13 protein-coding genes are annotated in these 12,619 nt (G+C 70.4%); 9 read left to right on the top strand and 4 right to left on the bottom strand.

The annotated features are described in order from the left end of the window. Nucleotides 1-85 precede the first annotated feature (85 nt). The 6 genes from LJ657_RS26315 (at nucleotide 86) to LJ657_RS26295 (ending at nucleotide 6,015) form a co-directional block, all read left to right on the top strand. Nucleotides 86-715 carry a DUF6230 family protein gene (locus LJ657_RS26315; RefSeq protein ID WP_232651224.1) on the top strand — a complete coding sequence of 210 codons (630 nt, stop codon included), beginning with the start codon at nucleotides 86-88 and terminating at the stop codon, nucleotides 713-715. 315 nt (nucleotides 716-1,030) lie between these two features. Further along, nucleotides 1,031-1,963 carry a DUF6230 family protein gene (locus LJ657_RS26310; RefSeq protein WP_232651223.1) on the top strand — a complete coding sequence of 311 codons (933 nt, stop codon included), beginning with the start codon at nucleotides 1,031-1,033 and terminating at the stop codon, nucleotides 1,961-1,963. Next, entirely contained in the window at nucleotides 1,956-3,998 is a 2,043-nt protein-coding gene (locus LJ657_RS26305) for a DUF6114 domain-containing protein (RefSeq protein ID WP_232651222.1), read from the top strand. The genes LJ657_RS26310 and LJ657_RS26305 overlap by 8 nt, the downstream gene beginning before the upstream one ends. Nucleotides 3,999-4,073: 75 nt before the next feature. Continuing rightward, on the top strand, nucleotides 4,074-4,319 hold the full coding sequence (locus LJ657_RS49060; protein ID WP_372487976.1) for an FTR1 family protein: 246 nt from the start codon (nucleotides 4,074-4,076) through the stop codon (nucleotides 4,317-4,319). Beyond that, on the top strand, nucleotides 4,283-4,750 hold the full coding sequence (locus LJ657_RS49055) for a hypothetical protein (protein ID WP_372487975.1): 468 nt from the start codon (nucleotides 4,283-4,285) through the stop codon (nucleotides 4,748-4,750). Before LJ657_RS49060 ends, LJ657_RS49055 begins: the two co-directional genes overlap by 37 nt. Before the next feature lie 272 nt (nucleotides 4,751-5,022). After that, the gene (locus tag LJ657_RS26295) at nucleotides 5,023-6,015 is read left to right on the top strand and encodes a phospholipase D-like domain-containing protein (protein WP_232651221.1); all 993 of its coding nucleotides are present in this window, start codon (nucleotides 5,023-5,025) and stop codon (nucleotides 6,013-6,015) included. 18 nt (nucleotides 6,016-6,033) lie between these two features. On the opposite strand, the gene LJ657_RS26290 is transcribed toward LJ657_RS26295, so the two are convergent. From LJ657_RS26290 to LJ657_RS26280, 3 genes are all read right to left on the bottom strand, one after another. Continuing rightward, on the bottom strand, nucleotides 6,034-6,588 hold the full coding sequence (locus tag LJ657_RS26290) for a Uma2 family endonuclease (RefSeq protein WP_232651220.1): 555 nt from the start codon (nucleotides 6,586-6,588) through the stop codon (nucleotides 6,034-6,036). Nucleotides 6,589-6,679: 91 nt separating this feature from the next. Further along, a complete protein-coding gene (locus LJ657_RS26285) occupies nucleotides 6,680-7,357 on the bottom strand; it encodes a response regulator (RefSeq protein ID WP_232651219.1) in 678 nt (225 codons plus the stop codon). Next, nucleotides 7,354-8,457, bottom strand: coding sequence for a sensor histidine kinase (locus LJ657_RS26280; RefSeq protein WP_232651218.1), 1,104 nt, complete (start codon nucleotides 8,455-8,457; stop codon nucleotides 7,354-7,356). Before LJ657_RS26280 ends, LJ657_RS26285 begins: the two co-directional genes overlap by 4 nt. Before the next feature lie 167 nt (nucleotides 8,458-8,624). Between LJ657_RS26280 and LJ657_RS26275 the strand changes: the two genes are divergently transcribed. The 3 genes from LJ657_RS26275 to LJ657_RS26265 all read left to right on the top strand — a co-directional run bounded on the left by LJ657_RS26275 (nucleotide 8,625) and on the right by LJ657_RS26265 (nucleotide 10,934). Then, complete coding sequence (locus LJ657_RS26275; RefSeq protein ID WP_232651217.1) at nucleotides 8,625-9,626, top strand: carboxymuconolactone decarboxylase family protein; 1,002 nt, start codon at nucleotides 8,625-8,627, stop codon at nucleotides 9,624-9,626. After that, nucleotides 9,604-10,152, top strand: a complete 549-nt coding sequence (locus tag LJ657_RS26270; protein WP_232651216.1) for a class I SAM-dependent methyltransferase — start codon at nucleotides 9,604-9,606, stop codon at nucleotides 10,150-10,152. The genes LJ657_RS26275 and LJ657_RS26270 overlap by 23 nt, the downstream gene beginning before the upstream one ends. A 122-nt stretch (nucleotides 10,153-10,274) precedes the next feature. Beyond that, complete coding sequence (locus tag LJ657_RS26265) at nucleotides 10,275-10,934, top strand: hypothetical protein (protein ID WP_232651215.1); 660 nt, start codon at nucleotides 10,275-10,277, stop codon at nucleotides 10,932-10,934. A 41-nt stretch (nucleotides 10,935-10,975) separates the two neighbouring features. Here LJ657_RS26265 and LJ657_RS26260 read toward each other — a convergent pair whose 3' ends face one another. Continuing rightward, nucleotides 10,976-12,502: an NCS1 family nucleobase:cation symporter-1 gene (locus LJ657_RS26260; protein ID WP_232651214.1), complete on the bottom strand. Its 1,527-nt coding sequence runs from the start codon at nucleotides 12,500-12,502 to the stop codon at nucleotides 10,976-10,978. Between the last annotated feature and the right edge of the window lie 117 nt (nucleotides 12,503-12,619).

Here is a 12,619-nt window from a genome sequence, read left to right as displayed (position 1 = left end):
ATGAGGCTGTGGCCCGACGGCCGCAGCCGGCGGCGCAGGTGGTGTCCCACCCGCGCTCGGCCCCGCTCGAGCCGGGGAGGCAGCGATGACGTTCCCTGAGCCCGGCGCCCGCCCCGCGGGGCACACCCGGTGGAGTCGGCTCGCTTGGGTGATGGTGCCGACGCTGGTGGTGTCCGCGCTGCTCCTGGTGGGGATCGGCAGCGGCATCCTCCCTGTCTCGCTCGCGGTCACGGCACAGTCAATGGCGATCTCCGGACAGAACCTCGAGATCACCGCCGACCGGCTGGACGGCACCGGGTTCACCCAGTACGTCGCGACGGACCGGTCGAAGTCCCAGACGTACCCGGAGGCCATCGCCGGGATCGACTCTGCCGACCTGTACAACCTGTGCCAGTCGATGGTCGTCAAGCTCCCCGTCGTCGGCGAGACCACACTGCGGATCGGCGCCGGCGGGGGCGGCAAGCCCGCGCACGCGGACCATCTCGTCGTCCACACCGACGACCTCGGCGGCGACGCGGTCTTCCACAACATCGTCATCGGCCAGGATGCCTCGACCTTCAAGAACGGTTCCGACGCCCTGACGGGACTCTTCGGACAGTCTGCCGACTCCGTCCGCATCGATCACCTGCGGCAGTCGACCCGAGAGGTGAAGGCGGCGACCTTCCGGCTCACGGGCCTCCGCCTCACCGTGAGGGCCGGATCCAAGCCCTGCTAGTCGACTGCCTGCGACTGGAAGTCCCGGGCCTGCACAGCGGGCATCACTGGCGGTGATGCTGCGTTTGCGTCCGGCCCCGCCCGCCGACGTGGTGGTAATACCTGAGGTTCCTCACAAGAATCCGTTGCACGAGCCCACCCCTCCCTTCGCCTGGCCCACGCGGGTGAATGCGTCCGTCCATTGGGGTCCCCCGCTGATTCTCGGAGTCACCCGCGGGTCCCGCCGGAGTTGGCGATGCGTACCGCCCGAGACTCGGGAATTTGGGGCTTCTGGGCCCGCTGATGGGCCGGCCCGGATTGTCTGACGGGGAGAGGGATGACGAGCGACGTCGACAGTGCCACCCAGACCGCCGTGAGCACACGTCTCACGGGCCACACCCGATGGAGGCGCCTGGCCGTGGCCATGGTGCCCACCCTGCTCGTGTCCGCCTCGCTCTGCACGGCGATGGCGCGAGGCGCCCTGGCCGCGTCCTTCGGAGTGTCACCCAACTCGTTCACGGTGTCCGGCGAGAGCTTCCAGATCTCGGCCAGCACGCTCGACGGGCAGGGGTTCGTTCAGTTCGGTGTGCTGGACCGCGGAGCTCATGCCTCGTACCCGGAGGCTCTTTCCGGCATCCGGTCCGCGGACCTGTACGACCTGTGCCAGTCCGTCGTACAGGACGTGCCCGTCCTCGGGCCCGTCACCCTGCGGCTGACCTCGGGCAGTGGGGGGACTCCCGCGCACGCGGACCGGCTCGTCGCGGACAGCCACGACCTGCGGGGCGACGCGGTCTTCCACAACATCAACATCGGTCAGGACGCCGCGACCGTGCAGGGTGTGCCGGGCGTACACGGCGAGCCGGGCGGCTTCGGCGAGCAGGCCGACACCGTACGCATCGACGACCTGCGGCAGCAGACGCGTTCGGTGAGCGCGGCGACGTTCCGGCTGCCTGGGCTCCACCTGAGCGTGCAGGTCGGCTCGAACCCCTGCTTCGATGCTGATGGTGATGGTGGTGCTGATCCGTCAGACCACCACGGGTCTGACGCAGATCAGTCAGACCACCACGGATCTGATCCGGACCACGCCCCCCACCACGGTTCCGATCCGAACCACGCACACCACCACGGATCTGATCCGGACCACGCCCCCCACCACGGTTCCGATCCGAACCACGCACACCACCACGGTTCCGATCCGAACCACGCACACCACCACGGTTCCGATCCGGACCACGCACACCACCACACTTCGGGGGATCGACGTGAGTAGTGCGTGGCTGCGTCTCGGAGGCGGGAGGAAGGGAGAGGCCGACGGGCGGCGCCGGGGATGGTGGAACGCCTTCCGCGACTGGCGGCGCAGCCGCCCGTTCTGGGCCGGGGTGTGGACGCTGCTGGCCGGGGTCGAGATCCTCTCCATCCCGTTCGCGCCGTTGCCGATCATGATGCACGAAGGCATCGCCGGCGTGGCGGGGTCGCTCATGGGGATCTTCCTGGTGGTCCTCGCGCTCAGCCTGTGGCTGTCGCCCGCGCACCGGGTGTTCGCGGGCATCGCGACGCTGGTGCTCGCCGTCGCCTCCCTCGTGCTCTCCAATTTCGGCGGCTTCCTGATCGGTTTTCTGCTGGGTGTCACCGGCGGCGCGATGGCGGTGAGCTGGGTGCCATACGAGCGGCCTCCGGCCCGGCCACCGATCTGGCCGGACTGGCGTCGCGGGAACGGCTCGGGCCGCTCCGGAGGATCGGACGATCCGGACGGCCCTGGTGGTCCGGACGGGCCTGGTGGTCCGGACGGGCCTGGTGGCGCCGGTGGCTCCGGTGACCCGGGCGGTTCCGGTGAGCCGGACGGCTGGGGAGGCGGCGGAGGCCATACGGTCGGCGGCGGACAAGGCGGCGGCACCCCCCGCCCGAACGGTTTGACCTGGCGCACCAGCCGTATGCGGGCGCTCGGTGTGCTTCCGATCGGAGCTCTGCTCACGGGCGGGCTGCAACCGGCCCCGGCGCACCTTCCCCGGGTGGTGCCGAGCCGCGCCGATCCACCCAGCGTGCTCGGGACAGCCGTCGACGACAAGACTCCTCCACAGCTGACCGTCTGCTCTCTGCTCGGCGGACTGCTGGCCGGGGCGGCGCCTCCCGCGCGCGGCACCGACGGCCGCGTCCCGGGCTCAGGCACGGCAGTGGACGGCCCGCACGCGCCCCTCGGCCCTCTTGTGCCGAAGCCGCGTACCGAAGCACACGACCAGCAAAGGCCTGGACGCGGGCCGGCCTCCGTCAAGCCCGCACCCGCTCCCGTGCATTCCTCGGGAGCGGGCCTTCTCGGCTCGGTCCCGGACCTGCTCGGCCTGCACGGTTCCGACGAAGCACACGACAAACAAGACCGCGACAAACAAGACCGCGACAACGACATGGGCTCGGCTGACCGGCACGAGCGTGCCACGGCCCGGCCGACTCGCCCCGCCGGCCCACCGCAGCGCACCAGGCCCGACCACACCGCCGGAACGGGCGCATCGGACGAACAGCCGAGCCGGTCCGGCGCCGCCGACAAGGTCGACCCGCCGTCACTCCTGCGCCTGGACATCCCGCCGCTGCCCGGCGACGGGCGGATGGACGGGCCGTTGTCGCTGCTTCCCCTGCACATCGATCTGGGCGCCGGCTCCGGGCGGGACGAGCAGTCGCCCTGGTGCCTTCCGCAGCCCTTGATCTCTCTCAGGCTCGGTGTCGATGCCGCCGCGTACCGCGTGCGCACCGCCGCCCAGCCGTTCCGGGTCGTCACACCGCTGCTGGTGCTCACCGGCCTGACGTATCACGGCATCACCGAGGTGCCGACGGCGTACGGCCCCCAGGAGGTCCTGGTCTTCACCGCCTACCGGGTCGACATCGCGAACCTGCGCCAGACCGCGCCTCTCCTTGCCCCCGGGTGCGGCCGCAACCAGCCCCCGCCGCCCGCTCCGCCCTTCCACGGCCTGCCCGGTCTCCGGCTGCCCCTGCTCGACATGGGCATTCCCGGGATCGGCCGCGTGGACCCGTCCGCCCCGGGCCCCTGGTATCCCTGCCAGGGCACGTTGGAGACGGACGCCACCTCCGGTACGACGGTTGCCACCGGTCGTCCCGTGGTCCTCCTGACCAAGGTCCTCAGCGGGAACCTCCTCGGCCTGCTCCCCGTCACGTTCACCCCGAGCATGCCGCCCCCGCTGCCACCGGGGCTGACCCTTCCCATCCCGATCTTCTTCACGAACGTCACCGCGTACAACCAGTTCCTCAGTGCCGACGAACTGGACGTCCCCGGTATCCACCAGACGGCTTCCCGCTGACTCCGCCCCGGCCGGGAGCGCAGGCGATTTCGGCCTCGGAACGGACTCGTCGTCTCCGTCCTGGTCGCGACCCTCGTGCGGGCCGACGCCCGGTCCCGGCTGCCGCAGGTGTGGACGGGCGTACTCGCGGCAGTCACGCTCGCCATGAGCTTCGGCGCGATCCTCACCTTCACCGCCGCGTCCCTGTCCGCGACCGCCCAGGAAGCCTTCGGCGGCACCCTCAGTCTGATCGCGGTCGCGTTCGTCACCTCGGCTACGGCCTGCGCGACCTGCGGGAGGGTGGCGTGCTGCCCGGGAGCGCGGCGTACGCGTTCGACCTGAGCAGCAGCATCGACGCCGGCTCCTGGTACGGCACCCTGCTCCAGGGCGTGTTCGATCTGACGCCTGCCATGACCTGGCTGCAGGTCATCGGCTACGGCGGCTACCTCGCCGTGGTGATGACGCTGTTCGTGCGCGGTGTGCGGGCCACGGCGCCGAAGCAGCCCGTCCCCGACAAGGCGGCCTCCGCTCCGAAGGCCCAGGACGCCCCGCCCGCCCGGCGCCGTCCCGCCTGGGTGGTCCCGGTAGCCGTCGTCGACCCGTCGGTGCGCCCGCTGCCGCTGGAGATGAGCGTCTTCCGGGGCCAGATGCCCGTCGGCTGGGGCCAGGCCCTCACCTTCGGCGTCCTCCTCGTCCTGTCCGTCCTGATCGTCTTCGCGTTCTTCCAGCGCTGGTTCGTCCAGGGCGTGGGGAGTTCGGCCGTCAAGGGCTGAGTTGCCGGATGCGGGTCGCCTGGCGTTCTGCGGGGTCTCCCGGCAGGGACGCCGGGCGCCGCATTCCGCTGCGGGCACCCTACGAAGATTTTGCGAACTCGCGGGGACCGCATGAACCTCCTCCCACCTGCATGAAGTCCCCTTTGTCGGCCCGCGCTCCGGTCCGGTAATCCCGTGTTCACCGACCTTATCTTCCTGGGCGTTCTACGCGCGTGGTGTCATGCCCACGTTCACCCACCCCCCACGTGGACATCAACGACCAGGAGTCACGCATGCTGTGGAAGGTCATCGGGCGCGCAGGTGTCGCCCTGGCGGCCGGCACCGCCGTCGTCGCCACCGCCGTCCCCGCGAACGCCGCGAGCTACTCCGCGTTCGCCTTCTCGCAGAGCGGCAGCCAGCCGAACATCTATGACTTCATCGACTCGGCCACCACCTCCCTCGACATGACCATGTACGAGCTGGAGGACACGACGGCCGTCAACGACCTCATAGCGCTGGAGAACAAGGGCGTCACCGTGCGGGTGATCCTCGACCGCCAGCACAAGACCGCCGACAACTCGGCGTACACCGCCCTGACGAACGCGGGCGTGGGGGTGGTGTGGTCGTCGTCGAGCTTCGTCTACACCCACCAGAAGACGATCACGGTGGACGCCACCAAGTCGCTGATCCTCACGGGCAATCTCACCTCGCAGTACTACGCGACCGGCCGCGACTACGGCGTCTTCACCGACGACACGCGTGACGTCGCAGCGATCGAGAAGGTCTTCAACGCCGACTACGCCGGCACCTCGATCACCCCGACCGACGGCGACCACCTGCTCTGGTCGCCCACCGACTCCCGCAACCGCCTGTTGTCCGTGGTCAACTCCGCCACGAAGACGCTCGACGTCGAGGAACTGGAGTTCAGCGACAGCACGGTGGTCGACGCCATCGCGGCGAGAGCGAGGGCGGGCGTCACCGTGCGGGTCGTACTGGAGAGCCCGTCCAGCTACTCCAGCGAGGTGTCCGAGATCGAGGCGGCCGGCGGCAAGGTCGTCGGCTACTCCGACCCCAACGGCTTCTACATCCACGCCAAGGCCATGGTCGCCGACTACGGACTGTCCACCCAGGAGGTGGAGGCGGGCTCCATGAACATCAGCAGCAACTCCCTCTCCAACAACCGGGAGTTGGGCATCATCCTCACCGGCACCGGGGTGGCCCAGTCCGTGGCCACGACCGTCGAAACGACGTTCAACAGCGACTACGCAGGCGGCGCGGCGGCGTAGTCACGGCGCTGCCGACTGTCAGAACTCCGAGGTATCCAGTTCCAGGCCGAAGGGATCCGGCAACGGTACCGGGGTTCCGAACGGGAGCGGTCCTGCCGCCTTGGTGTAGCCGAGCCCGCCTGGTTCGGCGTAGAGGGTGAAGGACCGCTGCTGACGGTCGGCGACCAGGTAGAGCGGAGCTCCGTATTCGGCGTAGCGCTTCCGCTTGACGACGCGGTCCGTGTCTCCGTTGCCTTCCGAGGTGACCTCGACGATCAGTAGCGTTTGGTCAGGTACCAGTGCACCGGCACCCTTGGTGAGTTCTTTCGGCACAACGGCCAGATCCGGCACGTACCAGTTGCTCGTCCCCGGCAGGTCCAGATCGCCGGAGCCGGCGATGCAGCCCAGCCTGTCCAACGCCGGAACAAGCTGCCGACGGATTCGGTCCCCGATACTCTCGTGATCCCAGGACCGCACCACCTGTTCAATGACCCCCTCGACGATCTGCACCCGGTCACCCTTGATGTGCTGGATCGCATACTTGAGTGCTGTTTCGGGGTCACCCACGGCATATGTGTGCGGTTGAGTGCTCATCGGTTCTCCATCGGACATCGTGCCTGCAGCATGACCACCTTCCCCGGTCTACCGCAATCCGTCACACCCCCAGGGCTATCGCGCACGGCGATCACTCGAACCGGTGATCCCCTCCCCGCGCCACCACCAGCCCCGACTCGTACGCGAACACCACCAACTGCGCCCGGTCCCGTGCCCCCAGCTTCGTCATCGCCCGGCTGATGTGGGTCTTCGCCGTGAGCGGGCTGATGACCATGTGTGCGGCGATCTCCTCGTTCGACAGACCCCGCGCCGCCAGGGCCGTCACCTCGCGTTCGCGGCGGGTGAGGCAGTCCAGGCCGGGGGCCGTCGACCGGTCCGGGGGGCGGGAGACGAACTCGCCGATCAGGGTGCGGGTGACCGACGGTGAGAGCAGGGCCTCGCCATGGGCCACGACCTCGATGGCCTGGAGCAGATCGGCGGGTTCGGTGTCCTTGAGGAGGAAGCCGCTGGCGCCCGCCCGCAGCGCCTCGAAGACGTACGCGTCGAGGCCGTAGTTGGTGAGGATCACGACGCGCACGGCGGACAGGGCGGGGTCGGTGGCGATCCGGCGGGTCGCCTCGATGCCCGTCATCACCGGCATCTGTACGTCGATCAGTGCGATGTCCGGCTGCTGCGCGCGCACGAGCGCCAGGCCCTGTTCGCCGTCCGCCGCCTCGCCGACCACCTCAAGTCCGTCTTCGGCCTCCAGCAGCGCCCGGAATCCGGCGCGCATGAGGGCCTGGTCGTCGACGAGGGCGACCCGGATCATCCCGTCTCCCCGAGCGGCAGCAAGGCCCGCACCTCGAAGCCGCCCGCCGCGCGCGGGCCGGTGTGCAGGGTCCCGCCGAGCGCGGTCACCCTCTCGCGCATGCCCGTCAGGCCCACACCGGGTACGGGCGGGCGGTCCGGGTCGGCGGTGCCGTCGTCCTCGACCCGTATCGTCAAGGCGTCGGCTCCGTAGGCGAGTTGGACGTCGACCTTGGCCGCTCCCGCGTGCCGGGCCGCGTTGGTCAGGGCCTCCTGGACGATGCGGTACACCGCGCGGTCGACCGTCGCCGCCAGGGGCCGTTCCTCACCGGTCACCGTCAGCTCCACCGCGAGCCCCGCCGCGCAGGCCCGCTCCACCAGCAGCGCGGGCGTGCCGGTCGGCTCGTCGCCGCGCAGTACCTCCAGGGTGGCCCGCAGTTCGCGCATGGCCTCGCCGCTCGCGTCCTGGATGGCGAGCAGCGCGGGCGGTATCTCCTCACCGCGCTTGCGGGCGAGGTGCACCGCGACGCCCGCCTGGAGCTTGACGATCGAGATGCTGTGGGTGAGGGAGTCGTGCAACTCGCGGGCTATCCGCAGGCGTTCCTCGCCCGCACGGCGCAGGGCGGCCTCCTCCCTGGTGCGCTCGGCCTCCAGGGCGCGCTGTTCGGTCTGGCGCAGATACGCCTGCCAGTTGCGGTCCGCCATGCCCGCGACCACCGCGGACAGGAACCAGCCCGCGAGCAGCGCGGTTCTCTCGACGACCTGCTGGGTCGTCGGCCCGGTCGCGAAGTAAGCCGCCAGGAACACACCGCTCGTGGCGGCCGCGTACCCGCGGTGCCCGAGGCGGACCGCCGTGAGGGCAGCCGCGAACACCGGCAGCGCGGAGACCGGTCCCGGGTGGGCGTGCAGGGCGTACGCGCCGCCGCTCACCGCCGCCACGGCCGGCACCGCCCGCGGGGCGGCACGGTGGAACGCCAGGGCGGCCGAACTCACCGCGATCAGCGCGTAGTCGACGGCGGTGGTGCCCGAGTCGAAGGCGGCCGTGGTCATGACGAGGGCACCGACGACGACCGCGAGAGCCACATCGGCGAGGTACCTGCGTGAGACCGGGTGCCCGCCCATGCACGCACAGTAGACGGCGGCACGGACAACGGCGTCAGACCTGTGGACGGCTCCACGGCTACTCCTCCCGTAGTAGTGCCCGGGCCCGCCGCGCCCCGCAGTCGCAGTGCGGACTGCCTTCGCCCGTACGACGACCGCGCCCGGCCCCGAGGCGCACGCTGCTGCCCATGTCCACACTCTTCCGCTTCACCGAGCCCCTGCCGCCCGAGGCGGCCACCGGCCGCGTCGCCGAGGTGTACGAGCAGCTCGCCCGCGACTTCGGCATCGACAGGGCGGCCACCTTCGTGGTGCTGTCCTCCGCGCCCGAAATCCTCGCCCCCACCTGGGCGTTGATGCGCGAGTCACTGATCGCCGGCCCGGGCGACCGCACCGGCAAGGAGCTGGCGGCCTACGGGGTGTCGCGCGCCAACAAGTGCCCGTTCTGCGTGGACGCGCACACGGTCCTGTTGCACGCCACCGGCGACCACGCCCTCGCCGAACGTCTCGCCCGGGGCCGGCAGCCGGAGGACGAGGAGCACGCGCGCGTGCTCGCCTGGGGGCGGCACACGCGCGTGCCGGGCGCCGGGCTGATGCCGTACCCGTTCCCGCGCGAGCACGCACCCGCCTACATCGGCACCGCACTCGCCTTCCATTTCATCAACCGGATCGTGTCGGCCCTGCTGACCGAGCGGCTGCTGCCGGGCAACGCCCAGCGGCTGCGGCCGGTACGGAGCCTCGCGGGCCGCTCGCTCGCGCGGACCGTCCGCCGTAGCGCCGTGCCCGGCGCGGCTCTCGCCCTCCTGGCCGATCCGGCCCCGGGTCCGGCGTGGGCGGCGGGCACGGCCGTCGGCCCGGCCTACGCCGCACTCCGGTCGGCGACCGCGGCCGGCGCGGGCCTTCTCGACGCCGACGAGCAGGCCCTCGTACGGGAGACCTTGTGGGACTGGGACGGCTCGCACCCGCCCCTCGCGTGGGCCGGGCTCCCGGACCGCCGTGAGCACCCCGGCGCGCGGCTCGCGCTGCTGGCCGCCCTCGCGCCGTACCGCATCACGCAGGAGGACGTGACGGCCTGGCGGCGGCCGGAGCACACCGACCACTGCCTGGTCCACCTCGTCGCGCACGGCGCCTTCGCGGCAGTGGACCGCATTGAGAGCTCGTTCAGTCTGCATGCCGCCCGGGAGACGTCATGACCGCGATCGCCGACCTCCGGCAGCCGCACACCTGGGACGGCGTAGACGCCGCGCTGTTCGCGGCGGCGGCGTCAAGTCCGCCGACCGTGTCCTCGACGTCGGGTGCGGCACCGGGGCCACGACCCGGATCGCCGCCCGGCCGGCCTCGCGCGGGTACGCGGTCGGCGTCGACATCTGGGAGCCGCTGCTGCGCACGGCCCAGAAGCTGACGGCCGCGGAGAAGGTCGCGAACGCCTGGTACCAGGTGGCGGACGCGCGGGTCCACCTGTTCCCCCGGTGCGGCTACGACGTGATCGTCAGCCGGGGCGGCGTGCTGTCGTTCGCGGACCCCGCGGCGGCCTTCCGCAATCTGGCGCGGGCGCTGATGCCGGGCGGACGGCTGGTGTTGGTGTGCCCCCGGTCCCGCTCCGGCTCCGACCGCGTTCGGGCGGTCCTGGACGGCTGGGAGAACGTCGAGGTCGAGAAGTACGACAGGGTCCGGCTCGTCACCGCGGACCGGTCGCGCCGCGCGCCCGAAGTTGACTGAACAGTAACCGCGCGGGCACGGAGCGAGTTGACACTTCCGTCTCACAGGGACTCATGTGAGACTGGCGCCCCGTCCGCAGTGCGGACCCCCTCCGCACACCGTCCCCCACCGAAATGTGTGCCGTGCGCGATTTTCCTCTGCCGCTCGCTCTGACCGCGCGTCTGTCCCCGGTCGTCGTGCTGGCCGCGGCCGGCTGGGCGCTGACGTCCGGCCCCGCGGCGACGACGACCGCCGAGCACAAGGACGCGCCGAAGACCGGCAGCCAGTCGGCCTCGGCTCCCTCCACGACCGCGCAGACCAAGACGTACGCCGCCTCGCCCGCACCGTGCGGCAGCGTGGCCGGGAAGACGCTCAAGTCGCTCGTTCCGGGCGCCAAGACGGCCGGCAAGGAAATCCAGTCGACGGACGCGAAACTGCGCCGCACCTGCTCGTGGAACGCGCTCAAGGGATACGACTACCGCTGGCTCGACGTCTCCTTCGAGGTGATGAACTCGGACGAAGCGGCACAGACTGCGTACAAGCAGCACATTACGGATAAGAGTGGCGGAGGGGCCGTTCCCGGACTCGGTGACCAGGCCTACTCCGTCGTCAATCTCACCACCCAGGACAAGCAGCAGACCCGCGAGGGCATGGTGTTCGCCCAGGTGTCCAATGTGCTGGTGGTCGTCACGTACAACGGCAGCGACTTCGAGACGAAGAAGGCACCCGGCACGGACGAGATCAACAAGGGTGCGATCGAGGCGTCGAGGGACGCGGTGACAGCGCTGAAGGGCAGCCAGTAGGACCGGCTGCCCTCCAAGGGGCGGATGGCAAAGGCGAAGGCTCAGGCCTCCAGGCGGTCCTTTCCGCGCAGCAGCATCAGCACCACGTAGAGCACCATCGAGGTGCCGAGGCCGACCGCCCAGCCGTAGTCGGCGAGCGGTTCCAGCGCGGGGATGGGTCTGCCGTCGATCAGCGGCTTGAAACTGGCGCCGCCGACGGCCAGCACACCTCCGGCCACGAAGGCGACGACGGCCCTCCAGTTCCAGCCGCCCTCGTACCAGTAGCGGCCACCCGCCCGGTACAGGTCGACGAGGTCGAGCCTGCCGCGGCGCAGGATCCAGTAGTCGGCGATGAGGATGCCAGCGACCGTGCCGAGCAGACCGCCGACCAGGCCGAGCCAGGTGAAGATGTAGCCCTGCGGGTCGGAGTAGAGCTTCCACGGGAAGATCAGCACGCCGATGACGCAGGTGGCGAGGGCACCGGCCCGGAAACTGACCTTCCGGGGCGCGATGTTGGAGAAGTCGAAGGCCGGCGAGACCAGGTTGGCCGCGATGTTCACGGACAGGGTCGCCACCAGGACCGTCACCAGCGCGAACAGCAGGCCGAAGACGTTGTCCGTCTTGGCGGCGAGCTGTACCGGGTCCCAGACCGTCTCGCCGTACACGGCCTGCGACCCGGAGGTGACCAGCACGGACAGCAGCGCGAAGAGCGTCATCGTCGTGGGCAGGCCGAGCGCCTGTCCCCAGGTCTGCGCCTTCTGCGACTTCCCGTAGCGGGTGAAGTCCGGGATGTTCAGCGACAGCGTGGACCAGAAGCCGATCATGCCCATGAGAGACGGCCAGAACAGCTTCCAGAAGCCGCCGCCCCAGCCGAGCTTGGAGGGCTGGTCGAGCAGCGGGCCGAACCCGCCGGCCTTGTTGCTCATCCAGATCAGCATCACGATCGCGCCGACGATGACGAAGGGAGCCGCCCAGTTCTCGAAGCGGCGGATCGTCTCCATGCCCCGGTAGATGATGGCGACCTGGATGACCCAGAAGATCGCGAACGACAGCCACATCGTCCAGGCGTAGCCGCCGACCTTCCCCGCGTCGGACCAGCCGTTCCCGATCAGCTTGCCGGCGAGGAAGTAGATCGCCTCACCGCCGATCCAGGTCTGGATGCCGAACCAGCCGCACGCCACCAACGCCCGTACCACGGCGGGCAGGTTGGCGCCGCGGATGCCGAAGGAGGCGCGCGCGAAGACCGGGAAGGGGATGCCGTACTTCGGTCCCGCGTGCCCGGTGAGCAGCATCGGGATCAGCACGATCACATTGGCCAGGCCGATGGTGAACACCGCCTGCTTCCAGTCCATGCCGACGGCGATCAGACCGGAGGCCAGGGTCCAGGAAGCCGTGTTGTGGGCCATGCCGACCCACAGGGCGGAGAAGTTGTACGTGGTCCAGGTGCGCTTCTCGACCGGGACCGGGAGCAGGTCCTCGTTGGCGTACGGGCCGCTGGGCAGCGGGGACCCGGGGGCGATCTCCACCCGCCCGTCGGCGAGGGTGACTTGGGCTGTCGGCGGTATCGCCGTGGGAGCGGTGTCGGTCATGGGCAGGCCAATCAATGAGGGGTGGGTCCGGAAAGGCCGTGCGGGGCAAGCTCCGGCCCCCTCCCCGGGGAGGTGGGGAGGGGAGAACTGGAGTGGGGGGCTGGGGAGTTGAGCGGC

It is taken from the genome of Streptomyces guryensis, assembly GCF_021261325.1.
Lineage (GTDB): Bacteria > Actinomycetota > Actinomycetes > Streptomycetales > Streptomycetaceae > Streptomyces > Streptomyces guryensis.
This window is presented reverse-complemented; position numbering and strand designations above follow the sequence as displayed.

Coding starts and splice junctions, on each gene's coding strand:
- LJ657_RS26315 (WP_232651224.1), top strand. CDS start 86: ATGACGTTCCCTGAGCCCGGCGCCCGCCCCGCGGGGCACACCCGGTGG.
- LJ657_RS26310 (WP_232651223.1), top strand. CDS start 1,031: ATGACGAGCGACGTCGACAGTGCCACCCAGACCGCCGTGAGCACACGT.
- LJ657_RS26295 (WP_232651221.1), top strand. CDS start 5,023: ATGCTGTGGAAGGTCATCGGGCGCGCAGGTGTCGCCCTGGCGGCCGGC.
- LJ657_RS26290 (WP_232651220.1), bottom strand. CDS start 6,588: ATGAGCACTCAACCGCACACATATGCCGTGGGTGACCCCGAAACAGCA.
- LJ657_RS26285 (WP_232651219.1), bottom strand. CDS start 7,357: ATGATCCGGGTCGCCCTCGTCGACGACCAGGCCCTCATGCGCGCCGGA.
- LJ657_RS26280 (WP_232651218.1), bottom strand. CDS start 8,457: ATGGGCGGGCACCCGGTCTCACGCAGGTACCTCGCCGATGTGGCTCTC.
- LJ657_RS26275 (WP_232651217.1), top strand. CDS start 8,625: ATGTCCACACTCTTCCGCTTCACCGAGCCCCTGCCGCCCGAGGCGGCC.
- LJ657_RS26270 (WP_232651216.1), top strand. CDS start 9,604: ATGCCGCCCGGGAGACGTCATGACCGCGATCGCCGACCTCCGGCAGCC.
- LJ657_RS26260 (WP_232651214.1), bottom strand. CDS start 12,502: ATGACCGACACCGCTCCCACGGCGATACCGCCGACAGCCCAAGTCACC.